Source organism: Arthrobacter sp. L77 (assembly GCF_000816565.1).
Lineage (GTDB): Bacteria > Actinomycetota > Actinomycetes > Actinomycetales > Micrococcaceae > Arthrobacter_D > Arthrobacter_D antioxidans.
Map to the genome: position 1 here is coordinate 241071 of NZ_JWSU01000006.1, position 26216 is coordinate 267286.

Sequence of the window (26216 nt, forward strand, 5' to 3'; positions counted from 1 at the left end):
TGGAAGCGGGGGCTTCGTCGTCGTCGGGGCGACCCGTCAGTCGGTCGGCTCGTCGTCGTGGTCGATGAGGCGGCCGGGCAGTTTCTGGGCCGCATCCTGGTCGATCAGCCACAGGGTCTTCTTCAGGCCCCGTGCACCAGCGGCGGGGACCTGGACGTGTCCGGCTCCGGCCAGTGCCAGGCCCACCGCGCCTGCCTTGTCGCTGCCGCTGACCGAGAGCCACACCTCCTGCGCCGTGTTGATCGCCTCGAGCGTCAGCGAGATGCGCTGCGGTGGCGGCTTCGGCGCATCGGGGACACCGACCGTCGTCGTGCCCCGCGTGCGGATCCCCGCCATCTCGGGGAAGAGGGACGCCACATGCGCGTCAGGGCCGACGCCCAGCAGGAGCACGTCGAAGCGGGGCAGGCGGGGATCGGGCTGTGCGAGGTCCTCGTCGGCGGCGAGCTCCGCCCGCGCGGCGGCCGCCAGCTGCTCGGCATAGTCGACGGCGGCGCCGTCCTCGTCGGTGAACTCGTCCTTCGAGCCGAACTCGTGGATCTTCACAGGATCGACGGCGATGCGGTCCAGCAGGGCAGCACGCGCCTGGACGGCGTTGCGCTCCGGGTCGTCGGCCCGCAGGAAGCGCTCGTCGCCCCACCAGAAGTGGACGTTGGCCCAGTCCACCGCGGTGTGCGCGGGGGACTCCACCACGGCCTCGAGGGCGGCGGTGCCGATCGAGCCGCCCGTGAGCACCACGGTCGCGGTGCCCCGCTCGCTCTGCACGTCCACGAGGCGGGTGATCAGCCGCGCGGCCACGGCCGCCGCCAGGGAGCCCTGGGTGGGATGGATGCTGACTTTCGGTTCAGCGCTCACTCGTTCGCACACTCCTCAGGTTGGTTCGGGCAAGGCCCTCGGTGATGACTTCGCCGAACACCTCGTCGGGGTCGAGGCGCCGCAGCTCCTCGGCCAGGCAGTCCCGCAGGCTGCGGCGCGGCAGGGAGATGCGCTGGACGGGCTGGTGCGGCTGGTACAGCTCGGCGACGTCGTGGTCGGGACGGTGCAGCTCGATGTCGCCGCCGCTCCGGGTCAGGCGCACGCGCTGGAGGCCGGTGCCCGTGGGGCCGGCGACGATCGTCACGGGGGCGTCGAGGGCCTTCGTCAGCCAGGCCGCCAGCAGCACGGTGCTGGGGGAGTCGCACGCTCCCTCGACCGTGACCGCCGTGACGGGCTGGTCGCCCTGCAACTGGTCCATGACCGCGGCGAGCTGGATCCGCCAGTTGGTCAGGCGGGTCCAGGCGAGGTCCGTGTCGCCGGCCGCGTAGGTGCTGCTGATGTTGAACAGCGCCGCCGTCGGGTCCTTCTCGTTCGCCGAGTCCGTGATCCGGCGGTGCGCGATGCTGCCGATCGAGGTCTGCGACGCGGCATCCGGCACGCCGTGGGGCCACCAGGCGACGATCGGCGCGTCGGGCAGGAGGAGGGCGGAGACGAGGGACTCGTTCTCCTCCGAGAGCTCCCCGTAGCCGCGCAGGACGACGACCTCCGACGCCCCGGCGTCGCCGCCCACGCGGATCTGGGCGTCGAGGCGCGTGGGCTCGTCCGGGGACTCCCCGGCCAGGACGATGATGCGGCAGGGATGCTCGCGGCTCGCCTGGTTCGCGGCGCCGATCGCCTCCTCCTCGTATCCGGAGCGGGTGATCACGACCAGCGTCAGCACACGCCCGAGCGCGACGACGCCCCCGCTGTCCCGCAGCGCCATCAGTTCCTTCGACACCTTCGAGGTGGTGGTGTCGGGCAGTTCCACGATCATGGCCTTCTCCAGGTTCGTCCATCGGCTGCGAGCAGCTCGTCGGCGGATGCGGGTCCCCAGCTGCCGGGCACATAGGCCTCGGGCTGCGCGTCGAGCGAGGCCCAGTGCTTCTCGAACGGGTCGAGGATCTTCCAGGACAGCTCCACTTCCTGCTGACGCGGGAAGAGCGGCGGTTCGCCGAGCAGGACGTCGAGGATGAGCCGCTCGTAGGCCTCGGGGCTGGACTCGGTGAAGGAATGCCCGTAGCCGAAGTCCATGGTCACGTCCCGGACCTCGGTCTGCGTCCCCGGGACCTTGGAGCCGAAGCGGATGGTCACGCCCTCGTCCGGCTGCACGCGGATGACGACGGCGTTCTGCCCGAAGTCCTCCTCGTGATGGTCCTGGAACAGGAGGTTCGGTGCCCGCTTGAACACGACGGCGATCTCCGTGACCCTGCGGCCGAGCCGCTTGCCGGCCCGCAGGTAGAAGGGGACCCCGGCCCAGCGGCGGGTGTGGATGTCCAGGCGCAGCGCGGCGAAGCTCTCGGTGGTCGAGTCGGCGGGGATGCCGTCCTCCTCGAGGAAACCGTTCACGCGTTCCCCGCCCTGCCAGCCGGCCTCGTACTGACCGCGTGCCGACCGTCCGGAGAGATCCGAGGGCAGCACGACGGCGGCGAGCACCTTCTCCTTCTCGGCGCGCAGGTGGTCCGCGTCGAAGGAGATGGGCTCCTCCATCGCCGTGAGGGCGAGGAGCTGGAGCAGGTGGTTCTGGATGACGTCACGGGCAGCCCCGACGCCGTCGTAGTACCCCGCCCGGCTGCCGATCCCGATGTCCTCGGCCATGGTGATCTGCACGTGGTCGACGTAGTTCGCGTTCCAGAGCGGTTCGAAGAGCTGGTTCGCGAAGCGCAGCGCGAGGATGTTCTGGACCGTCTCCTTGCCGAGGTAGTGGTCGATCCTGAACACGGAGTCCGGGGGGAACACCTCCTCGACGATGGCGTTCAGCTCACGGGCCGACTCGAGGTCGTGCCCGAAGGGCTTCTCGATGACCACGCGGCGCCACTGTCCGTCGTCGGGCTGGGCCAGGCCGTGCTCCGAGAGCTTCTGGCACACCGTCTCGAACGCGTTCGGGGGGATGGACAGGTAGAAGGCGTGGTTGCCGCGCGTCCCCCTGCTCTGTTCCAGCTCCTCGATGGTCTCGCGGAGGTTCTTGAAGGCCTCGTCGTCGTCGAAGTTGCCCTGGACGAAGCGGATGCCCGCCGAGAGCTGCTGCCAGACCGTCTCGTTGAACGGGGTCCGGGCGTACTGCGTCACGGACTCCCGGACCTGCTCCACGAACTCCTCGTCGGACCACTCGCGGCGCCCGAAGCCCACCAGGCCGAAGCTCGGCGGCAGGAGTCCCCGGTTGGCGAGGTCGTAGATGGCGGGCATGAGCTTCTTGCGGGCGAGGTCGCCCGTCACCCCGAACAGGACGAGGGACGAGGGGCCGGCGATCCGGCTCAGCCGCCGGTCGCGCGGATCCCGCAGGGGGTTGGCGGCTCTCGCCGTGGTGCGGTCAGGCATGCTCACCCGTTCTCGTGGTGACCCTCGCCGGATCCGGCGAGGGTGGCGATGACGTCCCGGAGCTGCGCGACGCCTGCGGTGCGGTCCGTCAGGTGCAGGCGGAGCACGGGGCGCCCGTGGTCCGCGAGCACCTGGGCATCCCCGGCCGCCTGCGCCGCGATGAGCTCACCGAAGCTGAAGGGGCGCTCGGGGATCGTCAGGTCGGTGCTGCTCGCCCCGGTCAGCTGCAGGTACACCCCGATCGGGGATCCGCCCTTGTGGTACTGACCCGTCGAGTGCAGGAAGCGCGGCCCCCAGCCGAAGGTGACCGGCCGGCCGGTGGCGGCGGCCAGCGGGGAACGGACGGACTCGAGGTCTGCCTGCCGGTGGCGGTCCAGGTAGGCCTGCACGGAGAGGTAGCCGTTCCCGGGCAGGGTGGCGAGCAGCGCGCGGAGCGCCTCGGCGACCGTCCCCGAGGAACCGAGGAGGCCGGCGTCGCCGCGGACCTCGACCGCACCGTCGACGAAGGCGGCCTCGGCCGGCTCCGGCTGTGCGTCGAGCAGGCCGCGCGCGGCCGTCTTGGCGGCCTCGACGTCGGGCTGGTCGAACGGGTTGATGCCCAGCAGCCGGCCGGCGACCGCGACCGCATACTCCCAGACGAACAGCTGGCTGCCGAGGGTGCCGCTGACGGTGACCCGCGTGCCCTCGGTGGGCTGGTCTCCCGCGGCCTCGTCGAGCGGGGCGAGGAACACGGGCAGGACGTCGTCCGCCACGTCCGCGAGCTCCGGGGCGTCGCCGGAGGCGACGACGGGGAGCAGTCCGGTGCCGAGCTTGCCGGTCGATTCGGCGATGAGCTGTTCGGCCCAGTCGGCGAAACCGGGCAGGCCCGAACCGGCATCCGCGAAGACGATCTTGTCCCGCAGGGGGAGGGTCCCGCCCAGCACGGCGCCGAGCTGCAGGCCCACGTTGTCCTCGACGTCGTCGCCGAGGAACTCGGCGCTGTCCTCAGCGTCGGTCAGCAGCGTCTCGATGTCGGCACCGGCGAGGCCGGACGGCACGAGCCCGAACGCGGTGAGTGCCGAGTAGCGGCCGCCGACCTGCGGGTCGGCGTTGAACACCTTCCGGTAGCCGGCCTTCCTGGACGCCTCGTCCAGCGGCGACCCCGGATCGGTCACGATGACGATCCGCGAGGCGGCGTCGATGCCGGCGTCCGTGAACGCCTGCTCGAACACCCGGCGCTGCGAGTCGGTCTCGACCGTGGAGCCCGACTTCGAGGACACGACGATCGCGGTGCGCTGGAGATCCTCCTCGAGGGCTGCGCGCACCTGGTCGGGGTCGGTGGCGTCCAGGACCACGAGGGGGACGCCCGCTTCCTTCGTGATGACCTCCGGCGCGAGGGAGGAACCGCCCATGCCGCAGAGCACGATCCGGTCGACGCCCTCGGCTGCGAGGTCGGCGCGGAGCGCCGTGATCTCCGGCAGGAGCGCGCGCGAGCCCTCGAACAGGTCGATCCAGCCGAGGCGGACGGATGCCTCGGACTCGGCGTCGGCGCCCCACAGCGTCGCGTCCTTTCCTATCAGGCGGGAGGCGAAGCGGTCCTTCACGAGCGCCGGCACGGCCGAGTCGACCGCTGCGAGGGCGGCGCCGGTGGCGGTGAGTGCGAACGAGCCCATGGGGATCACGCCTCCGCTGCGTCGAGGGCGGCCTGAACCGTCTCGAGGAGCTCGGTCCAGCTGGCCACGAACTTGTCGAGGCCTTCGGTCTCGAGCTGGTCGACGACCTCGGCGTAGGAGATGCCGATGGCATCGAGCCGGTTCAGGACCTCGTTGGACTCGTCGTAGGTGCCGGTGACCGTGTCGCCGTCGATGACGCCGTGGTCCGCCGTGGCCTCGAGGGTCTTCTCGGGCATGGTGTTGACGACGTTCGGCGCGACGAGGCCGGTGACGTAGAGCGTGTCCGGCAGGTTCGGGTCCTTGACGCCCGTCGAGGCCCAGAGGGGGCGCTGCGCGTTGGCGCCGGCGGCCTTCAGGACCTGCCAGCGCTCCGAGGCGAACTGCTCCTCGAAGATCTGGTAGGCGAGGCGGGCGTTCGCGAGGCCGGCCTTGCCCTTGAGTGCCGTCGCCTCGTCCGTGCCGATCGCATCGAGGCGCGCGTCGATCTCGGCGTCCACGCGCGAGACGAAGAAGGAGGCGACGGAGGTGATCTTGGACAGATCGTGGCCGTTCTCCTTCGCCTGCTCCAGGCCCACCATGAAGGCGTTGATGACGGCGCGGTAGCGCTCGAGGGAGAAGATCAGGGTGACGTTGACGCTGATGCCGGCGCCCAGGGTCGAGGAGATCGCCTCCAGGCCCTCCACGGTCGCGGGGATCTTGATGAGGACGTTGGTGCGCTGCACCTTGGCGTGCAGCCGCTTGGCCTCGGCCACGGTGCCCGCGGTGTCGCGGGACAGCCGGGGGTCCACCTCGATGGAGACGCGGCCGTCGGCCCCGTTGGTGCGCTTGGCCTCCGCCGCGAAGATGTCGCAGGCCTGCGCCACGTCGTGGGTGGTGATGTCGAAGACGGCCTGGTCGACGTCGGCGCCGGCCTCCCGGAGGGCGCCCACCTGGGAGGCGTAGGACTCGCCCTTCTTGAGGGCCGCCGCGAAGATGCTCGGGTTGGTGGTGACGCCGACGACGTCCAGGTCCTCGATGAGGTGCTTGAAGGCGCCCGAGTTGATGCGCTCCCGGGAGAGGTCGTCGAGCCAGATGGAGACGCCGGCGGCCGAGAGATCAGCTGTGGGTGTAGTCATGGTGTGTGCTCCTTGTCCGCTGCCGCGGAAGATGTGTGCTGGACGGGTGGAACGGGTGGGGGTGGTTACTGCTGGTCGCCGGTCTCCGTGGCGCGGTGGCCCGAGGGCAGGGCCGGGGAGCCGTTGGGTGCCAGGGGATCGGCGGCGACGGCGTCCAGGGAGTCCTTCGCGGCGGCCACGACGGCGTCGGCGGTGATGCCGAACTCGCGGTAGAGGGTCTTGTAGTCGGCCGAGGCACCGAAGTGCTCGAGGGACACGATGCGGCCGGCGTCGCCGACGATCCCGTGCCAGCTCTGCGCCACGCCCGCCTCGACGGACACGCGGGCCCTGACGGTGCGGGGCAGGACGCTCTCGCGGTAGCGGGCGTCCTGCGCGTTGAACCATTCGAGGCACGGCATCGAGACCACGCGGGCGGAGATGCCCTGCGCCTCGAGGGCCGTGCGGGCCTCCACGGCGAGCTGCACCTCGGAGCCCGTACCGATGAGGATGACGTCGGGGGAGCCGGTCGTCGCTTCGGCGAGCACGTAGCCGCCCTTCGCGACACCCTCGGCGGAGCCGAACGTCCCGCCCTCGGCGGCGCCCTCGCCCCGCTCGTAGGTGGGGATGTTCTGGCGCGTCAGGACGAGCCCGGCCGGGTTCTCGGTGTTCTCGAGGATGGTGCGCCAGGCGACGGCCACCTCGTTGGCGTCGCCCGGCCGGACGACGTCGAGCCCGGGGATGGTGCGCAGCGAGGAGAGCTGCTCCACCGGCTGGTGCGTGGGGCCGTCCTCGCCCAGGCCGATGGAGTCGTGGGTCCAGACGTAGATCGCCGGGACGCCCATGAGGGCCCCGAGGCGTACGGCGGGCCGCTGGTAGTCGCTGAAGATGAGGAAGGTGCCGGAGAAGGCGCGGGTGCTGCTGTGCATCACGATGCCGTTGACGATGGCCGCGGCGGCGTGCTCGCGGATGCCGAAGTGCAGCACACGGCCGTACTGGTTGCCGGACCAGGACTTGGTCTGGCGGCTCTCGGGGATGAACGACGGCGATCCCTCGATGGTCGTGTTGTTCGACTCCGCGAGGTCGGCGCTGCCGCCCCACAGTTCGGGGAGCGCGGGGCCGATCGCGGTGAGGACCTTGCCGGACGCGGCGCGCGTGGACATGTCCTTGCCCGCCTCGAACGTCGGCAGGCTCTCCTCCCAGCCCTCGGGCAGCGTGCGTGCCTGGATCCGCTCGAGCAGGGCGGCCTCGTCGGCGTGGGCGGCCTTCCAGGCGTCGAAGCCCTCCTGCCACGCGCTGTGCGCCTCGGAACCGCGCCGGACGACGCCGCGGGCGTGCTCGAGGACCTCGGGATCGACGTCGAAGTGCTTCTCCGGGTCGAAGCCGAGGGCTTCCTTCAGGGCGGCGACCTCGTCCGTGCCGAGGGCCGAGCCGTGGATCTTGCCGGTGTTCTGCTTGTTCGGCGCGGGGTAGCCGATGATGGTCCGGAGCGAGACGATGCTCGGCCGGGAGGTCTCGTTCTTCGCGGCGACGAGGGCCGAGTACAGCTCGGCGACGTCCTCCACGTATGCGCCGGTCTTCGTCCAGTCCACGCGCTGCGTGTGCCAGCCGTAGGCTTCGTAGCGCTTGAGGACGTCCTCGGTGAAGGCGACGTCGGTGTCGTCCTCGATGGAGATGTGGTTCTCGTCGTAGAGCACCACGAGGTTGCCGAGTTCCTGGTGACCGGCGAGCGAGGACGCCTCGGCCGTCACGCCCTCCTGCAGGTCGCCGTCGGAGGCGATGACCCAGATGGTGTGGTCGAAGGGGCTGGTGCCCGCGGGGGCGTCGGCGTCGAACATGCCGCGCTGGCGGCGCTGGCCGTAGGCGAAGCCGACCGACGTCGCGAGACCCTGGCCGAGGGGACCGGTGGTGATCTCCACGCCCTTGGTGTGGCGGTACTCGGGGTGGCCCGGGGTGAGGGAGCCCCAGGTGCGCAGGGCCTTCAGGTCATCGAGCTCGAGGCCGTAGCCCGAGAGGAAGAGCTGGATGTAGAGGGTGAGCGAGGTGTGGCCGGGGGAGAGGACGAAACGGTCGCGTCCCGTCCACTCGGGGTCCGTGGGATCGTGCCGCATGAGCTTCTGGAAGAGGAGGTAGGCCGCCGGCGCCAGGCTCATGGCCGTTCCCGGGTGTCCGTTGCCCACCTTCTCGACGGCGTCCGCCGCCAGGATGCGAACCGTGTCGACCGCCTTCTGGTCGAGTTCGGTCCAGGTCAGTTCCTGCTCTTGCGTCCGTGGCACGTTTCCGGGCCCCTCTCTGTCCGGAACGGCCAGTGACGGGGACGTGCCTTCAGGCACGCCGTCGGGCTGGCCGTTCACCATTGAATGCTGCGAATTTCGAACCCGTGGGGGACAGCACTGAGCCGGGACCACTTATTCCGGGCATACTTCCGCAGCGGGCTTTCCAGCCCACACTATCCCGTCCGGCCCGCCGCGGGACGTGGGAGTCGAACAATGTCCTTCATCACAATCCGCGGCGGCGCGGAGCATCGGACGGACGGGATCCCGCCCCCGATTTCTACAGGGCGTAAAAGGGTATGATGGGACTTGTCTTTTACCCCGGAAAAAACGAAAGTGTTGCCTTGTGAACACCCAGCAGGCTCCTGCTCCGGCACGTTCCCCGCAGGCCCGTCAGGGTTTCGGTCGCAAAGCGAAGGCCTACCTGGCGCTGACGAAGCCTCGCGTGATCGAACTTCTCCTGGTGACCACTCTCCCCACCATGATCTTCGCGCAGGGCGGATTCCCGCCCGTCGGCCTGATCCTCGCGACCATGGTCGGCGGAGCCCTCGCGGCCGGGAGCGCCGGTGCGTTCAACTGCTACATCGACCGTGACATCGACAAGCTGATGCACCGCACGGAGAACCGTCCCCTGGTCACGGGCGAGGTCACGCCGCGGGAGGCGCTCGTGTTCTCCTGGATCCTCGGCGTCGTCGCGATCGCCGTGCTCTGGTTCGGGGCCAACCCGCTCGCCGGCATGCTGGGCGTCGCCGCGATCTTCCTGTACGTGGTCGTCTACACGCTCGTCCTCAAGAGGCGCACGTCGCAGAACATCGTCTGGGGCGGCGCCGCGGGCTGCATGCCCGTCCTCATCGCCTGGGCAGCGGTCACCAACGCCGTCGAGTGGCCCGCCGTGGTCCTGTTCCTCATCATCTTCCTCTGGACCCCGCCGCACTACTGGCCGCTGTCCATGAAGTACAGCGACGACTACAACGCCGCCAACGTGCCGATGCTCGGGGCGATCGCCGGGGCCCGCGCGGTCTCCGTCCAGGTGGTCCTGTACGCCTGGGCCATGGCGGCCTGCTCGCTCCTGCTGATCCCGGCCGGAGCCGGCTGGGTCTACACGGTCGCCGCGGTCGCCGGCGGCGCCTGGTTCATCCGCGAGTCCCACCGGCTGCACTCCCTCGCCCACCGCGGAGAGCTGCACCCGAAGGCCGCGATGAAGGTGTTCCACGGATCGATCAGCTACCTCACGGTCCTCTTCCTCGCCCTCGCGATCGATCCCTTCGTGGGACCGGCCGTCCTGGCCTGAGTGGACACGTCCTGAAGCGTCACGTCCTGGAGCGGCACTCCTTGGAGCGGCACTGCCGTGGCCGGCGTTGCCCGGTCCACTACTGCCCGGTCCAGTAGGCCCGATCCCGATGCGCCGGACCGAATCGGCGCCGGCGGCCCTAGGCTTGCACCCATGGACTTCACCGGCCTGATCGCCTACCCCCTCACCCCGTTCCTGCCGGACGGCTCCGTCTCCTTCACGGACCTCCGTGGCCTCGTGGAGGGTCTGGCCTCCTCCGGCGTCGATGCCGTCACGGTCCTCGGCTCCTCCGGGAGCTTCGCCTACCTCGATCGCAGCGAACGGGCCCGGGTGGCGCGCACGGCCATCGACGCCGTCGACGGCCGGCTCCCGGTGGCCGTGGGCATCAGTTCGGTCGGTACGCGGGAGGTCCTCGAGGCCGCGACGGACGCGCAGGCGGCCGGCGCGTCCGGGCTCGTGCTCTCACCGGTCTCCTACGTCCCCCTCACCGACGACGAGGTCCTGGCGCAGGTCCGTGCGGTGGACGAGGCGACGGATCTGCCGATCTGCCTGTACAACAACCCCGGCACCACGCAGTTCGACTACTCGCTGCAGGTGGTCGCCGAACTGTCGTCGCTACCGGATGTCGTCGCGTTCAAGGACACCGCGGCGGATGCCGTGACCTTCAATGCCCGCTATACGGCACTGGCCCCGCTGGTCCCGGCACCGTTCAGCCACGGCGTGAGCGGGGACCTCCTGATGATGACCGGCGAGGTGGCGGCCGACGCCTGGCACAGCGGACCGGCGGCGCTCCTGCCGGCCTACTACTCGCGGCTCCGCGCCGCCGTCGTGGCCGGGGACCGGGCGGAGACCGAGCGTGTCCGGCACGTCCTCGCGCCCCTCGTCGACCACGTCGCCGGGCTGCGCCGGATCAGCGGCCTGCACCTCCTCGCCCGTGCCTGCGGTATCGCCGCCGGGGACCCCCGCCCGCCCCTGCTGCCGAGCCCCGGCTCCGAACTGCGTGACCTCGGGCGGCTCCTCGACGTCCTCGAGGCGGAGTTCGACGACGACTGACGGGCGGACGGGGAGCGGCTGCCGTCCCTAGGAGACGGCCTGCGGGACTAGGACACGGCCTGCGGGACCCGGGCCCCGGCCGGTGTTCCCGGCAGGGTCCTCCTCGTGGTCCCGGTGTACTGGGCGTGGACGGCCGCGGCCATGAGCAGTGACGCGCCGAGCATGTGCAGCGCCACGAGCGCGACGGGCAGGTGCAGGAAGTGCTGCACGTACCCGATGATTCCCTGGGCCAGCACGATCGCGGCGAGGAGCACCACCGCCCGGCGCAGTCTCGCGTGGACACCGGCGCGGTAGGCGACCACGACGGCGAGGGCCACCGTGGCGACCAGCAGGTACACCGGGAGGGCGTGCAGGCGCGTCACGAGGTCGGAGTCGAGGCCGTTGCGGGCGGCGCCGTGGTCGCCGGCGTGCGGGCCGGACCCGGTCACGACGACGCCGAGCAGGATCGTGATCGACGTGAGCACGGTCGAGGTCACAAGCAGCTGGCGCAGCAGCGGTGGCGCGGCGGGCAGGCGTGGGGTCCGATACTGCTCCGTGTCGATCCGCGCACGGTTGACGAGCACCGTCGCGACGGCGACGAGGATCATGGAGACCACGAAGTGGAGGCCCACGACCCAGGGGTTCAGATCCGTCCACACGGTGATGCCGCCGATGACCGCCTGCGCGGGGATGCCGAGGAAGAGGCCGATCGACAGGCGGAACAGGTCCTTGCGCTGCCGGCGCATGCCGAGCACGGAGACGATCATGGCGACGGCGATGACGACGAGCACGAAGGTCAGGAGCCTGTTGCCGAACTCGATCACGCCGTGGAAGCCCATCTCGGGCGTGGTGATGATCGAGTCGGCCGTGCAGCGCGGCCACTCCGGGCAGCCGAGCCCGGATGCGGTGAGGCGCACGGCGCCGCCGGTCACGACGATGGCGATCTGCGAGACGAGGGACGCGACGGCCAGCCGCCGCACCACGGGCGTTGTGGTGCGCGGGAGGGCGTCCGTGAGGCGGGAGAGCGCGGGAAGAGTCATGCTGTCAGCTCCATTTGAACCAGCGGATGGCCGCCAGGCTAGCGAGGGCGGCCCAGGCCAGGAGCACGAGGCACGCGATGGGGTCGAACACGCCGTCCGCCAGGGCGCTCCGGAGACCGTCGCCGAGGGCGGCGGAGGGGAGGACCGAGACGAACGGTTCGGCGGCGGCGGGCAGGCTCGCCGCCGGGATGATCACGCCGCCCGCGGCCGCGAGCAGGATCCAGACGAGGTTGGTGACCGCGAGCGTCGCCTCGGGACGGAGCGTCCCGGCCACGAGGAGGCCCAGCGCGGTGAAGGCTGCCGAACCGAGGAGCAGCAGCAGTGCCGCGGGCAGGATCCCCGCAGGGTCCGGTGTCCAGCCCATGAGTGCGGCGGCCCCGCCGATCACGACGAGCTGGACGGCGAGCACGACGGCGACCGCGACGGCCTTGCCGAGGATCAGCCCCGACCGGCCGAGCGGCGTCGTGGACAGGAAGCGCAGCACGCCGTAGCGGCGGTCGAACCCCGTCGCGATGCCCTGCCCGGTGAAGGCCGTGGACATGGTGCAGAGGGCGAGGACGCCGGGAGCGGCGATGTCGATCCGGTGTCCTCCGGAGGAATCCAGCAGGGGCGTGATGACCAGCGCCGTGAGCGCCAGGAGCGGCAGCACGATCGCGAGGACGAGCTGCTCCCCGTTGCGGAGCATGGCCAGGGCCTCGTACGCGCCGTGGCGCAGCACGCGGGTGGGCAGCGACGCCGCCGTCCCGCCGCTCGGAGGGACGGCCGGCGCGCCGGCGGGAACGGGTGCGTCGAGCGTCATCGGATGCTCCGTCCGGAGATGTCGAGGAAGACGTCCTCGAGCGAGCGCGGTGCCATGGAGATGGCCGACGGCATCACACCGCAGGCGTCCCACCAGCCTGCCAGCCGGGCGACGTCGTCGGCCGTGAGCGGCCCGCGGAGCACGTACTGCCCCGGCTCCGTCTCACGCTGGAGCAGATGGGGCAGGAGATCGGCCGGGAAGGACAGGCCGGGAACGGTCTCGAAGCGCAGCTCGCGGGTACCGTCGGCCTCGGTGTCCGCCGTGAGCTCGGCGACGGTACCCTCGGCGACGGTGCGGCCTCCCTCGAGGATGTAGACGTAGTCGGCGAGCTTCTGCGCGTCGTCGAGCAGGTGCGTGGTGAGGATGACGGCCAGGCCGTCGGCGCGGAGCTCCCGGATGAGGTCGAACACGATGGTGCGTGACTGCGGGTCGAGGCCGGCGCTCGGTTCGTCGAGGAAGACCACCTCGGGGCGTCCCACCAGGGCGCAGGCAAGGGCGAGGCGCTGCTTCTGTCCCCCGGAGAGCCGCCGGATCGAGACGGCCCCGAACCCGTCGAGTCCCAGGTGCCCCGCCAGGGCGTCGACGGGCAGGGGATCCGCGTACATGGACGCGACATGGCGCAGGAGGGCCAGCGGGCGCACCGACGGCGGGAGGCCGCCGTCCTGCAGCATCACGCCGACGCGCGCCCGAAGACGAGGGGTGGCCCGGGACGGATCCTCGCCGAGCAGGCGGACCCGGCCGCCATCGGCACGCTGCAGCCCCTGCGCGCATTCGAGGGTCGTCGTCTTGCCGGCGCCGTTGGCTCCCAGCAGGACGGTGACGGCGCCGTGCTCGGCCCGCAGGCTGACGCCGTCGAGCACGCGGACCATCCGGCCGTCGAGGGCGCCGACCGGGCCGAAGTCCTTGACGAGGCCGTCGATCTCGAGGGCGGGGGAAGATGTCGGCACCCGATTATTCTACGGCAGGTAGTAGGCGGGCCGGCGGGACCGATGGGTAGCCTCGCCTAAGTGGTGGGGCGGAATACATTAGGTCATGCTTATGTTGTGTATTTTGTCGCCGACGGAGGGAATGGACCGTGACCGCATCACCCCGCGCCGCCGTTCCGGCGGCTGCATCTCCCGGCGTCCCGACGTCGTCCGCCGCGCAGATCGTCTCGCCCGACCCTGACGAGCGCACGCGGGACCGCGTGCTGTCAGCCGTCCTCGAACGCGGACCGGTCAGCGCCGCCGAGCTCGGCGACCGCCTCGGGTTCACGCCCGCCGCCATGCGACGGCACCTCGACGCCCTCTCCTCCGAGGGGCTCATCGAGGTCAAGCGCGTCCGCGGATCGGCGACCGGCGCGGGCCGCCCGGCCCGGCGCTACGTGCTCAGTCGGCGCGGCCAGTCCACGATGGGCAACGACTACCTCGACATCGCCGTCGCGGCGCTCGCGCAGCTCGGCGAGGCCGCGGGGCCGGAAGCCATCGAGGAGTTCGCCCGCACGCGGTTCTCCGGCATGGAGGAGCGCTACCGGCCGATCGTCGAAGCCGCGGGCCCCGACCTCGCCGCCCGGGCCCATGCCCTCGCCGGCGCCCTCACCACCGACGGCTTCGTCGGATCCACCAAGACGGTGGGCCTCCCGCAGGGAGGTGGGCCGCGGGCCGTCCCGGCGCCGACCCGCCCGGTCATGCTCAGCGTGCAGCTGTGCCAGGGCCACTGCCCCATCCAGGGACTGGCCTCGGCGTTCCCGGCGTTCTGCGACCAGGAGACCGACGTCTTCGCCCGCCTGCTCGGCGTCGACGTCCGGCGGCTCTCCACCCTGGCTCGCGGCGGACACGTCTGCACCACCCACATTCCCCTGGGACGGACGACGGCGGCCCCGGCCGCGCCTGTCGGCCCGGACGCACCCGGCCCCGCCCACGCGGACCCGGACACCGTTCCGCCCAGCAATCCAGCAACGTTATCCATCCATCAGCAAGGAAGGCCGTGATGACGGATCAAGTAGACCGTAAGCCAGCTGCATCGGCAGTGCCGGAGTCGGTGATCAGCGACATCCTCGAGAAGAACCCGGAGCTCGAGGGCATCGGGACCTACCAGTACGGATGGGCCGACAAGAACGAGGCGAGCGACAACGCGCGCCGCGGCCTCAGCGAGGAAGTCGTCCGCGACATCTCCGCGAAGAAGAACGAGCCCCAGTGGATGCTCGACCTCCGCCTCAAGGGCCTCAAGTACTTCGACCGCAAGCCCATGCCCGCCTGGGGCGCAGACCTCTCCGGCATCGACTTCGACAACATCAAGTACTTCGTGCGCTCCACGGAGAAGCAGGCGAACACGTGGGAGGACCTCCCCGAGGACATCCGGAACACGTACGAGAAGCTCGGCATCCCCGAGGCCGAGCGTGCGCGTCTGGTCTCCGGCGTCGCCGCCCAGTACGAGTCCGAGGTGGTCTACCACCAGCTGCGCGAGGACCTCGAGCGCCAGGGCGTCCTGTTCCTCGACACCGACACCGCGCTGCGGGAGCACCCGGAGATCTTCAAGGAGTACTTCGGCACGATCATCCCCGTGGGCGACAACAAGTTCGCGTCGCTGAACACGGCCGTGTGGTCCGGCGGCTCGTTCGTCTACGTGCCCAAGGGTGTCCACGTCGAGATCCCCCTGCAGGCCTACTTCCGCATCAACACGGAGAACATGGGCCAGTTCGAGCGGACGCTGATCATCGCGGACGAGGACTCCTACGTGCACTACATCGAGGGCTGCACCGCCCCGATCTACACCTCCGACTCCCTGCACTCGGCCGTCGTCGAGATCGTGGTCAAGAAGGGCGCCCGCGTCCGCTACACCACCATCCAGAACTGGTCGAACAACGTGTACAACCTGGTGACCAAGCGCGCGATCGCCCACGAGGGCGCCACCATGGAGTGGATCGACGGCAACATCGGTTCCAAGGTCACCATGAAGTACCCCGCGGTGTACCTCGTCGGCGAGCATGCCAAGGGGGAGACGCTCTCCATCGCCTTCGCCGGTGAGGGACAGCACCAGGACACCGGGTCGAAGATGGTCCACATCGCGCCCAACACCAAGTCCTCGATCATCTCGAAGTCCGTGGCACGCGGCGGCGGACGTGCCGCCTACCGCGGACTCGTCCAGGTGCGGGAGGGTGCGAAACACTCGGCCAACACGGTCCGCTGCGACGCGCTGCTGGTGGACACCATCTCCCGCTCGGACACCTACCCGTACGTGGACATCCGCGAGGACGACGTCACCATGGGCCACGAGGCCACCGTGTCGCGCGTCAGCGAGGAGCAGCTGTTCTACCTCATGTCCCGCGGGCTCCCCGAGGACGAGGCCATGGCCATGATCGTGCGCGGCTTCATCGAGCCGATCGCGCGGGAGCTGCCCATGGAGTACGCGCTCGAGCTGAACCGGCTGATCGAACTGCAGATGGAAGGGGCCGTGGGCTAGCGATGGCTGATACCACCCAGATGGACCACACCGACTACTCACCCGAGAGCTCGACCGGGGGCGGGGACACCGTCCTCGGCGACCTCGCCGAGAAGGCGCGCCTCGGCGCGCCCGCCGGCTCCGGGTCCGCGATCGACGGCTTCACCGAGGAGGGCGAGAGCCTGCCCGGCGGGGACGACGGCACGGAGCAGCACGGCATGAAGAAGCACAGCCACGGCAACGCGCCCGTGATCCCGGAGGCATCCCGTGGCGAGCGCCGCCGGTCCTTCGACCTCGCGGACTTCCCGACGCTGACCGGGTTCGAGGAGGACTGGCGGTTCACGCCGCTCAAGCGCCTGCGCGGCCTGCACACCGACGAGCTGACGGGGGCGGCCCCGTCCGTCTCGGTCACGGGAGCCGGCAACGTCACCGTCGAGACCGTCGACCGCAGCGATGCCCGGCTCGGTTCGGCCGCCACGCCGGAGGACCGCGTCTCGGCCGCCGCGTGGAACGCGTTCGCCGAGGCCACGGTCATCACCATCCCGCGGGAGACGGTGGCCGACGGCGAGGTGATGGTCGCCGTGACGGGCACCTCGCCCGTCGCCGCGGCCCAGCACGTCCTCATCCGCGCCGAGGCCTTCTCGAAGGCCGTCGTGGTCCTCGACCACACGGGCTCGGTCACGCTCGCCCAGAACGTCGAGATCATCGTGGGCGACGGCGCGGAGCTCACGGTCGTCAGCGTCCAGGAGTGGGACGACGACGCCGTGCACGTGTCCTCGCAGCAGGCGAAGGTGGGGCGCGATGCGCGATTCAAGCACGTCGTCGTCAGCCTCGGCGGCGACCTGGTGCGCCTCACGCCGTCGTCGATCTTCACCGCGCCCGGCGCCGAGGTCGAGATGTACGGCCTGTACTTCGCCGACGCCGGACAGCACCTCGAGCAGCGGCTCCTGGTGGACCACGCCGTCCCGAACTGCAAGTCGCGCGTGACCTACAAGGGCGCGCTGCAGGGCCAGGACGCGCACACCGTGTGGGTCGGGGACGTCCTCATCCGCAAGGCGGCCGAGGGCACGGACACCTACGAGACCAACCGCAACCTGATCCTCACGGACGGCGCGCGCTCCGATTCGGTGCCCAACCTCGAGATCGAGACGGGCCTCATCGAGGGTGCCGGCCATGCCAGTGCCACCGGCCGGTTCGACGACGAGCACCTCTTCTACCTCATGGCGCGCGGCATCCCCGAGAAGGCGGCCCGCCGCCTCGTGGTGCGCGGCTTCCTCACCGAGGTCATCCAGCAGATCAAGGTCCCCGCGCTCGAGGAGCGGCTCTCGGAGTCGGTCGAGCGCGAACTCGCGGCGGGCAACCTCTGATGGCCGAGGCCCCCCGCGGCGAACTGATCTGCAGCGTCGACGACATCCAGGTCAAGCAGGCGCTGCGCGTCCTCATCGACGACTACCCGGTCGTCATCGTCCGCGACTCCGACGGCGAGATCCACGCGCTGGGCGACACCTGCTCGCATGCGGACATCTCGCTGTCCGAGGGCGACGTCGAGGGGTGCGCCATCGAGTGCTGGGGCCACGGCTCCCAGTTCGACCTCCGCAGCGGTGCCCCGCTGCAGCTCCCCGCATACGAACCCGTCCCGGTCTTCGCGCTGGAGATCCATGACGGCAACGTCTACGTCGATGTCACGACGGTCACCAACGGAGCAGCCGCACCGCAGTTCGGCTAGCGGTCGCCGCTCAGCCCACCTACTTCCTGCACACCTCCTGCACAGCCAGGCGAAGGAGAAAGAACACGATGTCCACACTTGAAATCAAGGACCTGCACGTCAGCATCGACACCGAGCAGGGCAACATCCCCATCCTCAACGGTGTCACGCTGACCATCAGGACCGGCGAGACCCACGCGATCATGGGGCCCAACGGCTCCGGCAAGTCGACCCTCGCGTCGACCATCGCCGGCCACCCCCGCTACAAGGTCGACAGCGGCACCATCACCCTCGACGGTGAGGACGTCCTGTCGATGAGCGTCGACGAGCGCGCCCGCGCCGGCCTGTTCCTCGCCATGCAGTACCCGGTCGAGGTGCCCGGCGTGACGATGACGAACTTCCTGCGGACGGCCAAGACGGCCCTCGACGGCGAGGCGCCGAGCCTGCGCCACTGGACCAAGGACGTCAAGACCGCCATGGCGCAGCTGCGCATCGACGCGGACTTCGCCCAGCGCAACGTCAACGAGGGCTTCTCCGGCGGCGAGAAGAAGCGCGTGGAGATCCTCCAGCTCGAACTCTTCCGCCCCAGGTTCGCGATCCTCGACGAGACCGATTCCGGCCTCGACGTCGACGCCCTCAAGGTGGTCTCGGAAGGCGTCAACCGCGAGCACGCCAAGGGGGAGATGGGCACGCTGCTCATCACCCACTACACGCGGATCCTGCGCTACATCAAGCCTGACTTCGTGCACGTGTTCGTCGCGGGCCGGATCGCAGAACAGGGCGGGCCGGAACTCGCGGACCGCCTCGAGGAAGAGGGCTACGATCGGTTCACGGCCCAGACCGCGGTCGAGGCGTAGGACCTACGCACCACCCGGCGCGTCCTGCGCGCCGACCGCATGACACCAGCCTGAGAGGAAGAGTTCGATGAGTGAGGTGCAGCAGGCGCAGACCGCGCTGGATGACATCGAGGAAGCGCTGCGGGACGTGATCGACCCGGAGCTCGGCGTGAACATCGTCGACCTCGGTCTCCTGTACGGCCTGAAGTACGCGGAGGACGGCGCCCTCCTGATCGACATGACGCTCACCACGGCGGCCTGCCCGCTGACCGACGTGCTCGAGGAGCAGGTGGGCCAGGCGCTCGACGGCGTCGTGGACGAGTGGCGCCTGAACTGGGTGTGGATGCCGCCGTGGGGTCCGGAGAAGATCACCGAGGACGGCCGCGACCAGATGCGGGCCCTCGGCTTCAACATCTGAGCGGTCCCCGCCGGCAGCAGCCGGCAGAACGGGAGGGCGGTTCCAGCACCGGCTGGGGCCGCCCTCCCGTCGTCCGTCGGGGGTCCTTCGGCCCTGATCGGCGTACCCGGGTGGTCCTACCGTTGGTCGCAGGCGACCGACCAGGGGGACACAGGATGGCGGCGGTAGAGGTCCGGGATCTCCGGAAGTCCTACGGCGGCCTCGTCGTGGTGGACGGCGTGTCCTTCACCGTGGAGGCCGGGGAGGTGTTCGCCCTCCTCGGGCCGAACGGCGCCGGGAAGACGACGACCGTCGAGATCCTGGAAGGACACCGGCGTGCCGATTCCGGGTCGGTCTCGGTGCTCGGCTTCGATCCGGCCACGCATGCCCGTGCCTTCCTCGAGCGGATCGGGATCGTGCTGCAGGACGCCGGGTTCGAGGACGACTTCACCGTCCTGGAACTCGTGAACCTGCAGCGCGGGCTCTACCCACGGCGGTTGGCGGCGGACGCCCTGATCGACCGGGTGGGCCTCTCCGGGAAGCGGAAAGCGCGGGTGAAGACCCTTTCGGGCGGCCAGCGTCGCCGCCTCGATCTCGCACTCGGCCTGGTCGGGGATCCGGAGATGCTCTTCCTCGACGAACCCACCACCGGGTTCGACCCCTCGGCGCGGCACCAGGCCTGGGGGCTGGTGGACGGCCTGCGGAACATGGGCAAGACCGTGCTCCTGACGACGCACTACCTCGACGAGGCCGAACACCTCGCCGATCGCGTGGCCGTGATGGTCGAGGGCCGGATCGTGGCGCTCGGGACGCCCGCGGAGCTGACCGCGGGACAGCGCAGCGTCGTGGTCTCCTTCCGCCTGCCGCGCGGTATCGCCGTCACGAGTCTTCCCGGGCTGGGCGGCACGCCCGTCCCCGACGGGGCGGGGTGGACGCTGGCGACGACGCAGCCTGCCGCGGTGCTGCACTCGCTGTCCGGCTGGGCGCTCGAACGCCGGATCGAACTCCCTGCCCTCGAGGTCCGGCGTCCCTCGCTCGAGGACGTGTACCTGGCGCTCGTCGGCGCGGCGGAGCCCGAGCGGGAGGACGCCGCCGCGCCCCGGGGGAGGGCGTGATGGGCACCGGCGGCGCCGTCCGCGGGAGCGCCGTCCGGGTACGCGCGGTCCGTGTGAGCGTCGCCTCGATGGCCCGCGACCGGTTGGTGCACGCCGTCCTCGCGCTCTGGCGGACCCAGGTGGTGCTGATCTTCACCTTCGTCCTGCCGCTGCTCTGGCTCTTCCTGCTCGGCCTGCTCGCCGGCAACGACGCCGTGGGTCCGGACGGTGTCCGGGTCATGCAGTTCGCCGCACCGGTCGCGATCGCGATGGGCACCTTCTTCGCCACCCTGCCGCCCGTGGCGATCGCGGTGGCGGAGGCCAGGGAGACCGGGGTGCTGAAGCGACTCCGCGGCACACCCCTTCCCGCCTGGGGCTACTTCGTCGGTCAGATCGGCGCGGCCCTGCTGCTCGCCCTCGGATCCCTCGTGGCGACGGTGCTGCTCGGCGTGCTGCTCTACGACGTCCGCCTGCGCACGGAGACGCTCCTCGCCACGGCCGCCACGCTGGTCCTCGGGGCCCTCGCCTTCTCCGCCGTCGGGCTCGCGATCGGGTCGCTGAGCCGGACCGCCTCGATCGCGGAGGCCGCCTCGATCGGCTCCGCCGTGGTGCTCTCCTTCATCTCGGGGCTCTTCGTCGTGGGAGCCGCGTTGCCGCCCTGGCTCGACACGGTCGCGTCCGTGTTCCCGCTGAAGCCCTATGCCGACTCCCTGCGGGACCAGTTCGACCCCTATCTCCCCGGAAGCGGCTGGAACCCGGCGGATCTCGGGGTCATCGCGGCGTGGCTCGTCGCCGGCACGCTGGTCGGCCTCGGCGCCTTCCGGTGGGAGCGTCCCCGGTCCCGCTCCGTCGTCCCCGCACACCGGCCGTCGTCCCTGTCGCCGTTGTCCCTGTCACCCCCGTCCGGCGTGGACGTGTCGAAGGGGCTCGTCGCCGTCGCGGGCCGCCGGCCCTCGCTCCTCGCCCTTCTGGCCGCCCAGTCCGGGGCAGCGCTGCGCGGCGCCGCCCGCCGGCCAGGCGACGTGTTCTTCTCCGTCGTCATGCCGGTCGGCCTCTTCGCCCTCCTGGTCACCGTCCAGCCGGGCGACACCCTCGCCGACGGCCGGCCGGCAGCGCTGGTCATCGGAGCCAGCATGGTCACCTGGGGTGCAGGCGTCGCCCTCTTCATGAACCTCGCGGAAGGTGTCGCCCGGGCGCGGGACACCGGTCTGCTCAAGCGCATGCGGGGAACGCCGTTGCCGGTGGTCGGCTATCTCGCCGGGCGCACCGTCGCAGGCTTCACGCTCACCCTGGTGATCCTCGCCGCGATCCTCCTGCTCGGGGCACTCGCCTACGGCCTCAGGATCGGTGCGGCCGGGCTGCTGCTCGGGCTGGTGGTCCTCCTGGCCGGATGCCTCAGCCTGGCGGCCTGCGGGGTGCTGCTGACCACGCTGGTACCGGGTGCGCGGGCGGTCGGCTCGGTGGGGCTGGCCGTCCTCTTCCTCCTCTCCTTCTTCTCGGACGTCTTCCTGAACGAGGGACCGGAGTGGATGGGCACCGTCGGTTCGCTGTTCCCGCTCAAGCACCTGCAGAACGGGCTGGTCGCTGCGTGGGACGCTGCCGGGGCACCGGTGCCGTGGCTGGACATCCTCGTCCTGGCAGTGTGGGCCGCCGTCGCCGGGATGATCGCGGTCGGCCGCTTCCGCCGGCAGTCGGGCACGCCCTGATGCCGGGGCGCACCGGCCCGCAGCGCGGCGTCCGCCGGGCGGATGCCTGCTGACCGGACCGGCCGGGCACCAGCGACGGGGGTCGGCCGGGAGAGTGCACTGCCGACCGTGGGCGCGTGGCAGGGGTTGAGCACGGCCGAGGTGCTGGACCGGACCGAACGGGGGCTCGTCAACACGAGCCCCGACTCCACGGGGCGTTCCTTCGCGAGCATCCTGCAGGCCAATGTGCTCACCCTCTTCAATGCGGTCGTCGGCGGGTGCTTCCTGGCCCTGGTGCTGCTCGGAGCGTGGCAGGACGCCCTGTTCGGGTTCTTCATCGTCGCGAACACGCTGATCGGCGTCGTGCAGGAGTTCACGGCCAAGCGCGCCCTGGTCCGTCTGGCCGTCCTCGACGCGCCCCGCGCGTACGTGCGGCGCGACGGCGTCGACGCCGAGTGCGCCGTCGACGCCGTCGTCCTCGACGACCTGCTCGTCCTCCGGCCGGGCGAGCAGGTCCCCGCGGACGCCGAGCTCGTCGAATGCCGCGCACTGGAGGTCGACGAATCGCTCCTCACCGGCGAGGCGGTCCCCGTGCCCGTGACGGTCGGGCGTGGGCTGATGAGCGGTTCGACGATCGTCGCCGGTGCGGGACTGGCGCGGGTGACCGGTGTGGGAGCCGCGTCCTATGCTGCGAGGATCACCGCGGAGGCCCGCCAGTTCTCACTCGTCGACAGCGAGCTGCGGCGGTCGATCGGCCGTGTCATCCACTGGATCTCCCTCGGCCTGCTCCCCCTGTCGGTGATCGTCGTCAACGGCCAGATGCAGGCGGCGGGCGGCTGGTCCGCGGCGCTGTCGAGCGGGGCGTGGCGCGACGCGACCATCACCGCCGTGGCGAGCATCAATGCGATGGTGCCGGCCGGCCTGGTGTTCATGACCTCGGTGGCCCTCGCCGTCGGCGCGGCGCGCCTGGCCCGGCGGCGCGTGCTGATCCACGAACTCGCCGCCGTCGAGGGACTGGCCCGGGTGGACGTCCTGTGCATCGACAAGACCGGGACGCTGACGGACGGCTCGTTCGCCCTGGACCGGCTCGAAGCGGTGGAGGGCGCGCCCGCCGGGTGGCGGCAGGCCCTCGCCTGGTTCGCGGCGGACCCGGCGGCGAATGCGACCGCGCTGGTCATCGGATCCGGTGTCCCCGGCGCCTGGACCGGGAGCGCCCCTCCCGACGCGACGGTGGCGTTCTCCAGCCGCCACCGGTGGAGCGGCGCCCACTTCACCGAGGACGGCCTGCGCGGGTCCTGGGTCCTCGGCGGCGCGGATGTGGTGCTGGGCGCGGCCGGTCCGGGGAGAAGCATCGTGGCGCAGGCCGCGGCGATCGCCGCCTCCGGGACGAGGACCCTGATCCTCGCGCACTCGTCCCGCCCGCTGCCCCGGACCGGCGGGTCGACGGCGCCGATCCTGCCGGACGGCCTCCGACCCGTCGCGATGGCGGTGCTGCGCGAGCGTGTCCGCCCCGACGCAGCGGACACGGTCCGCTATTTCGGCGAGCAGGGAGTCCGGGTGGTCGTCATCTCCGGCGACGATCCGGGCACCGTGCTCGCGGTCGCCCGGGAGGTGCGTCTGCCCGGCGCCTCGTCGGGCGTGGATGCCCGGACGCTCCCGGAGGACCCTCGGGCCCTTGCCGAGGTCCTCAGGACCGAGAGCGTCTTCGGGCGCGTCTCGCCGGACCGGAAGAAGGCCATGGTGCTCGCGCTGCAGTCACTCGGGCACACCGTGGCGATGACCGGGGACGGCGTCAACGACGCCCTGGCCCTCAAGCACGCCGACCTGGGCATCGCCATGGGATCCGGCGCCCCTGCGGCGAGGGCCGTCGCGAACCTCGTGCTGCTCGATGGAGGCTTCGCGCGGCTTCCCGGGATCGTGGCGGAGGGCCGGCAGGTGATCGCGAACGTCGAGCGGCTCGCGAAGCTGTTCCTCTCGAAGACCGTGTACGCGGTCCTGCTGGCCCTGGTCTTCGGGGTGCTGCTGTGGCCCTTCCCGTTCCTGCCACGGCAGCTGGCCGTGGTCGACGGGCTGACCATCGGCCTCCCGGCCCTGGTGCTCGGACTCCTGCCGAACACGCGGCGGTACCGCCCGGGGTTCCTGCGGCGCGTGGGCCGGTGGTGCATCCCGTCGGGGATCGTCGTGGCGTTCGCGGTATTCGGCGCCGTCGCGTACGCGCGGGGTCCCGCCGGTGCGTCCACCGCGGTGATCCAGACCGTCGCGGTCATCACGCTGACGCTCAGCGCGCTCTGGGTGCTCGCCGTGCTCGCCCGGCCGTTCACCCGGACGACGGCGGGCGTCGTCGTCGCCGCCTACGCCGGCCTGCCCCTCATCCTCGCGCTGCCCGCCGCCCGGGCCTTCCTCCAGCTCGAGATCCCCCCGCCGGAGCTGGTGGTCGTCGCCGTCGCCGCGTCCGCTGCCGCCGGCGTGGTGCTCGAGGTGGTGCACCGCAGGATCAGGTCCAGGCCCGGAGCGCTGTGAGGCGGTGGCTCCGGTCGGGTGCCTACTGCGTCTCCCGTGCGGGGTCCTCGTCGTCGGCGGGGCCGTCGTCGTCGGCGGGGCCGTCGTCGTTGCCGTGGTCGCCGTCGTCGTGGTCCCCGAGGCCCCGCGCCGCGAGGGCTTCGCCCGTCCTGTGCGCGTACGCCACCGCGCCGATCACGAGGGGGGTCACGGCGACCCGCGGGCTGCGTTCTAGGCCGCGCGCCTTCGCTGCCTCCCGGACGTCGACGAACAGTCCGGCGAGGTAGGGGATGCTGCGCAGCATCACCGACAGCGCCAGGGCGAAGCGCTCCGGCTGCGCGCCCAGGAACCGGAAGGGGCGGGCGAGCCGCACCACGCCGTCGAGGATGTCCTGCGTGGGGGTCGTGAGCGTCAGGGCCCGCGCTGCGAGCAGGCAGGCGATGATCCCGCCCACCACGGCGAATGCGGCGGGCCACCCCTGCTGCCACCCCTGGTAGAGCGCGAGGACCACGAGGACGGGCGCCGCCGGGAGAAGCATCCTGAGGATCCTCACGGGGGAGCGGTGCGCGCCGATCACCAGCGCGCCCACGGTCAGGGCCAGCGCGACGCCGGTGACCGACGGCGAGCGCCAGGCGAGGACGATCCCGGCGCAGGCGAGGGACGCCGCGGCCTTGACGGGGAGCGGCGTGCGGTACAGGACGCCGTGGCCGGGCTCGTAGAGGCCCATCGTGCTGCCGAAACCCCTCACGGGCCGCGCACCGGCCGTCCGGCCAGGGAGCGGTAGTACGCCACGGCGTCGGCGGGTACCCCGTCGAAGACCACGGCGCCGCCGTCGACCACGAGCGTCCGCTCGGCCTCGAGGGCGAAGTCGAGGTTGTGCGTGGTGAACACGACCTGCTGCTCCAGCCCGGCGATGACGTCCCGCACGCGGGCATCGTTGCGCAGGTCCAGGAGGGTGGTCGGTTCGTCGGCCACGAGGATCTGCGGTTCCACCGCGAGCACGACGGCGAGCGCCAGGATCTGCCGCTCGCCGCCGGAGAGGTCGTAGATGCTGCGGTCGGCCAGGTGGTCCACGCCGAAGCGCCGCAGGACCTCCCCGGCCTGTCGGCGACGCTCGGCCGAGGGGAGTCTCCGGGTGCGCAGGGACAGCTCCACGTCCTCGCGGCCCGTCGGCATGACGAGCTGTGAGAGGGGATCGGTGAAGACGAAGCCGACGGCACGGCGGACCGCGCGCCCCGCCGTCCGTGTGTCCCGGCCGAGGACGCTGACCGAACCGCTCGACGGGACGAGCAGGCCGTTGATGAGGCGCAGCAGGGTGGACTTGCCGGACCCGTTGGCGCCGATCACCGAGACCCGCCGCTCGCGCAGGGTCAGGCTCGCCTCGAGGATGGTCCGTCCGCCGTCCACGCGCACCTGCGCCCCCGCGAACTCAATCACGGGGTGCGCGCCCGGCGAGGAGCCGGGGGAAGGCGCGGTGCACCGACACGGCGATGACCGCGGCCAGGATGTTCTTGAGCACATCGCCCGGCAGGTAGGCGGCGTCGACGATCACGGCATCCCGCAGGGGCAGCCCCGCGTTGACCATCAGGCCCGCGATGCCGAGCGGGTGGATGGTCACCAGGCTCGCCGCGAGGCATGCCAGGAAGAGGAGGGGCACCCGGAAGCGCTGCCGGCGCAGGACCGCGACGGCGAGGAGCCCGGCCACGAGAGCCGCGAGGGGGAAGGCCACGAGGTATCCCGCGGACGGTCCGGCCAGGACGCCGAAGCCTCCGCTGAACCCGCTGAAGACCGGCAGCCCGATCAGCCCGGCGACCAGATAGAGCAGGACGGCAGCCGTTCCGCGCGCCGGTCCGAGGACGATTCCCGCGAGCATGACACCGAGGGTCTGGAGCGTGATGGGCACTCCGAGCGGGCCCACCGGGATACCGGGTAGGATTGCGAGGGCGGCAATGAGGGCGGCGAAGACCGCGACCAGCGAGAGATCGGTGGCATCCCACCGTCGTCGGGACAGTCGTCCGGATGACGGACGGCGGCGGACCGGCTCGGCGGCGGTCTTCCCGGCTGACTGCATGGCA

At 71.2% G+C, this 26216-nt stretch carries 23 protein-coding genes; 11 read left to right on the forward strand and 12 right to left on the reverse strand.

Features of this window, described 5'->3' with window-relative positions; all coding sequences use genetic code 11:
• Positions 1-36: 36 nt before the first annotated feature.
• The 6 genes from pgl to tkt all read right to left on the reverse strand — a co-directional run bounded on the left by pgl (position 37) and on the right by tkt (position 8346).
• Complete coding sequence (gene pgl / locus RY94_RS11295; protein ID WP_043445182.1) at positions 37-852, reverse strand: 6-phosphogluconolactonase; 816 nt, start codon at positions 850-852, stop codon at positions 37-39.
• Complete coding sequence (locus RY94_RS11300; protein ID WP_043445184.1) at positions 842-1786, reverse strand: glucose-6-phosphate dehydrogenase assembly protein OpcA; 945 nt, start codon at positions 1784-1786, stop codon at positions 842-844. The genes pgl and RY94_RS11300 overlap by 11 nt, the downstream gene beginning before the upstream one ends.
• Positions 1783-3327, reverse strand: a complete 1545-nt coding sequence (zwf, locus tag RY94_RS11305; RefSeq protein WP_043445186.1) for a glucose-6-phosphate dehydrogenase — start codon at positions 3325-3327, stop codon at positions 1783-1785. The genes RY94_RS11300 and zwf overlap by 4 nt, the downstream gene beginning before the upstream one ends.
• A gap of 2 nt (positions 3328-3329) precedes the next feature.
• Positions 3330-4979: a glucose-6-phosphate isomerase gene (locus tag RY94_RS11310; RefSeq protein WP_043446377.1), complete on the reverse strand. Its 1650-nt coding sequence runs from the start codon at positions 4977-4979 to the stop codon at positions 3330-3332.
• 5 nt (positions 4980-4984) lie between these two features.
• Positions 4985-6094 carry a transaldolase gene (tal, locus tag RY94_RS11315; protein ID WP_043445188.1) on the reverse strand — a complete coding sequence of 370 codons (1110 nt, stop codon included), beginning with the start codon at positions 6092-6094 and terminating at the stop codon, positions 4985-4987.
• Between the two features lie 65 nt (positions 6095-6159).
• Positions 6160-8346, reverse strand: coding sequence for a transketolase (gene tkt / locus RY94_RS11320; protein ID WP_043445189.1), 2187 nt, complete (start codon positions 8344-8346; stop codon positions 6160-6162).
• A gap of 343 nt (positions 8347-8689) precedes the next feature.
• Here tkt and RY94_RS11325 point away from each other — a divergent pair, with 343 nt between their 5' ends.
• Together RY94_RS11325 and RY94_RS11330 are read left to right on the forward strand one after the other, a co-directional pair.
• Positions 8690-9634 (forward strand): heme o synthase, encoded by a 945-nt coding sequence (locus RY94_RS11325; RefSeq protein WP_043445192.1) that lies wholly within the window; start codon positions 8690-8692, stop codon positions 9632-9634.
• 153 nt (positions 9635-9787) lie between these two features.
• Entirely contained in the window at positions 9788-10687 is a 900-nt protein-coding gene (locus RY94_RS11330) for a dihydrodipicolinate synthase family protein (protein ID WP_043445194.1), read from the forward strand.
• A gap of 47 nt (positions 10688-10734) precedes the next feature.
• Here RY94_RS11330 and RY94_RS11335 read toward each other — a convergent pair whose 3' ends face one another.
• Genes RY94_RS11335 through RY94_RS11345 form a run of 3 tightly spaced genes read right to left on the reverse strand, consistent with a single transcriptional unit; the run spans position 10735 to position 13452 of the window.
• The gene (locus tag RY94_RS11335) at positions 10735-11706 is read right to left on the reverse strand and encodes a COX15/CtaA family protein (RefSeq protein ID WP_082046289.1); all 972 of its coding nucleotides are present in this window, start codon (positions 11704-11706) and stop codon (positions 10735-10737) included.
• Between the two features lie 4 nt (positions 11707-11710).
• On the reverse strand, positions 11711-12505 hold the full coding sequence (locus RY94_RS11340) for an ABC transporter permease (protein ID WP_052274274.1): 795 nt from the start codon (positions 12503-12505) through the stop codon (positions 11711-11713).
• Positions 12502-13452, reverse strand: coding sequence for an ABC transporter ATP-binding protein (locus tag RY94_RS11345; protein WP_043445196.1), 951 nt, complete (start codon positions 13450-13452; stop codon positions 12502-12504). The genes RY94_RS11340 and RY94_RS11345 overlap by 4 nt, the downstream gene beginning before the upstream one ends.
• Before the next feature lie 128 nt (positions 13453-13580).
• Between RY94_RS11345 and RY94_RS11350 the strand changes: the two genes are divergently transcribed.
• The 9 genes from RY94_RS11350 to RY94_RS11390 all read left to right on the forward strand — a co-directional run bounded on the left by RY94_RS11350 (position 13581) and on the right by RY94_RS11390 (position 24162).
• Positions 13581-14474 (forward strand): helix-turn-helix domain-containing protein, encoded by an 894-nt coding sequence (locus RY94_RS11350; protein ID WP_082046290.1) that lies wholly within the window; start codon positions 13581-13583, stop codon positions 14472-14474.
• Positions 14474-15946 carry a Fe-S cluster assembly protein SufB gene (sufB, locus tag RY94_RS11355; RefSeq protein WP_043445197.1) on the forward strand — a complete coding sequence of 491 codons (1473 nt, stop codon included), beginning with the start codon at positions 14474-14476 and terminating at the stop codon, positions 15944-15946. Before RY94_RS11350 ends, sufB begins: the two co-directional genes overlap by 1 nt.
• Positions 15947-15948: 2 nt before the next feature.
• Positions 15949-17292, forward strand: a complete 1344-nt coding sequence (gene sufD / locus RY94_RS11360; RefSeq protein ID WP_442853449.1) for a Fe-S cluster assembly protein SufD — start codon at positions 15949-15951, stop codon at positions 17290-17292.
• Positions 17292-17651 (forward strand): non-heme iron oxygenase ferredoxin subunit, encoded by a 360-nt coding sequence (locus tag RY94_RS11365; RefSeq protein ID WP_043445199.1) that lies wholly within the window; start codon positions 17292-17294, stop codon positions 17649-17651. The genes sufD and RY94_RS11365 overlap by 1 nt, the downstream gene beginning before the upstream one ends.
• 68 nt (positions 17652-17719) lie before the next feature.
• Positions 17720-18487, forward strand: coding sequence for a Fe-S cluster assembly ATPase SufC (gene sufC / locus RY94_RS11370; RefSeq protein ID WP_043445200.1), 768 nt, complete (start codon positions 17720-17722; stop codon positions 18485-18487).
• A gap of 67 nt (positions 18488-18554) precedes the next feature.
• Positions 18555-18884 (forward strand): metal-sulfur cluster assembly factor, encoded by a 330-nt coding sequence (locus RY94_RS11375; RefSeq protein WP_043445202.1) that lies wholly within the window; start codon positions 18555-18557, stop codon positions 18882-18884.
• Positions 18885-19039: 155 nt separating this feature from the next.
• A complete protein-coding gene (locus tag RY94_RS11380) occupies positions 19040-19978 on the forward strand; it encodes an ABC transporter ATP-binding protein (protein WP_043445204.1) in 939 nt (312 codons plus the stop codon).
• Positions 19978-21663, forward strand: coding sequence for an ABC transporter permease (locus tag RY94_RS11385; RefSeq protein ID WP_052274275.1), 1686 nt, complete (start codon positions 19978-19980; stop codon positions 21661-21663). The genes RY94_RS11380 and RY94_RS11385 overlap by 1 nt, the downstream gene beginning before the upstream one ends.
• A gap of 108 nt (positions 21664-21771) precedes the next feature.
• Positions 21772-24162, forward strand: coding sequence for an HAD-IC family P-type ATPase (locus tag RY94_RS11390; protein WP_231554508.1), 2391 nt, complete (start codon positions 21772-21774; stop codon positions 24160-24162).
• Positions 24163-24184: 22 nt separating this feature from the next.
• Here the strand turns inward: RY94_RS11390 and RY94_RS11395 are convergent, their stop codons facing one another.
• Genes RY94_RS11395 through RY94_RS11405 form a run of 3 tightly spaced genes read right to left on the reverse strand, consistent with a single transcriptional unit; the run spans position 24185 to position 26212 of the window.
• A complete protein-coding gene (locus RY94_RS11395; protein ID WP_082046292.1) occupies positions 24185-24889 on the reverse strand; it encodes an energy-coupling factor transporter transmembrane component T family protein in 705 nt (234 codons plus the stop codon).
• Positions 24886-25578 (reverse strand): energy-coupling factor ABC transporter ATP-binding protein, encoded by a 693-nt coding sequence (locus tag RY94_RS11400; protein WP_043445206.1) that lies wholly within the window; start codon positions 25576-25578, stop codon positions 24886-24888. Before RY94_RS11400 ends, RY94_RS11395 begins: the two co-directional genes overlap by 4 nt.
• Complete coding sequence (locus RY94_RS11405; protein WP_043445208.1) at positions 25571-26212, reverse strand: biotin transporter BioY; 642 nt, start codon at positions 26210-26212, stop codon at positions 25571-25573. The genes RY94_RS11400 and RY94_RS11405 overlap by 8 nt, the downstream gene beginning before the upstream one ends.
• Positions 26213-26216: the final 4 nt, after the last annotated feature.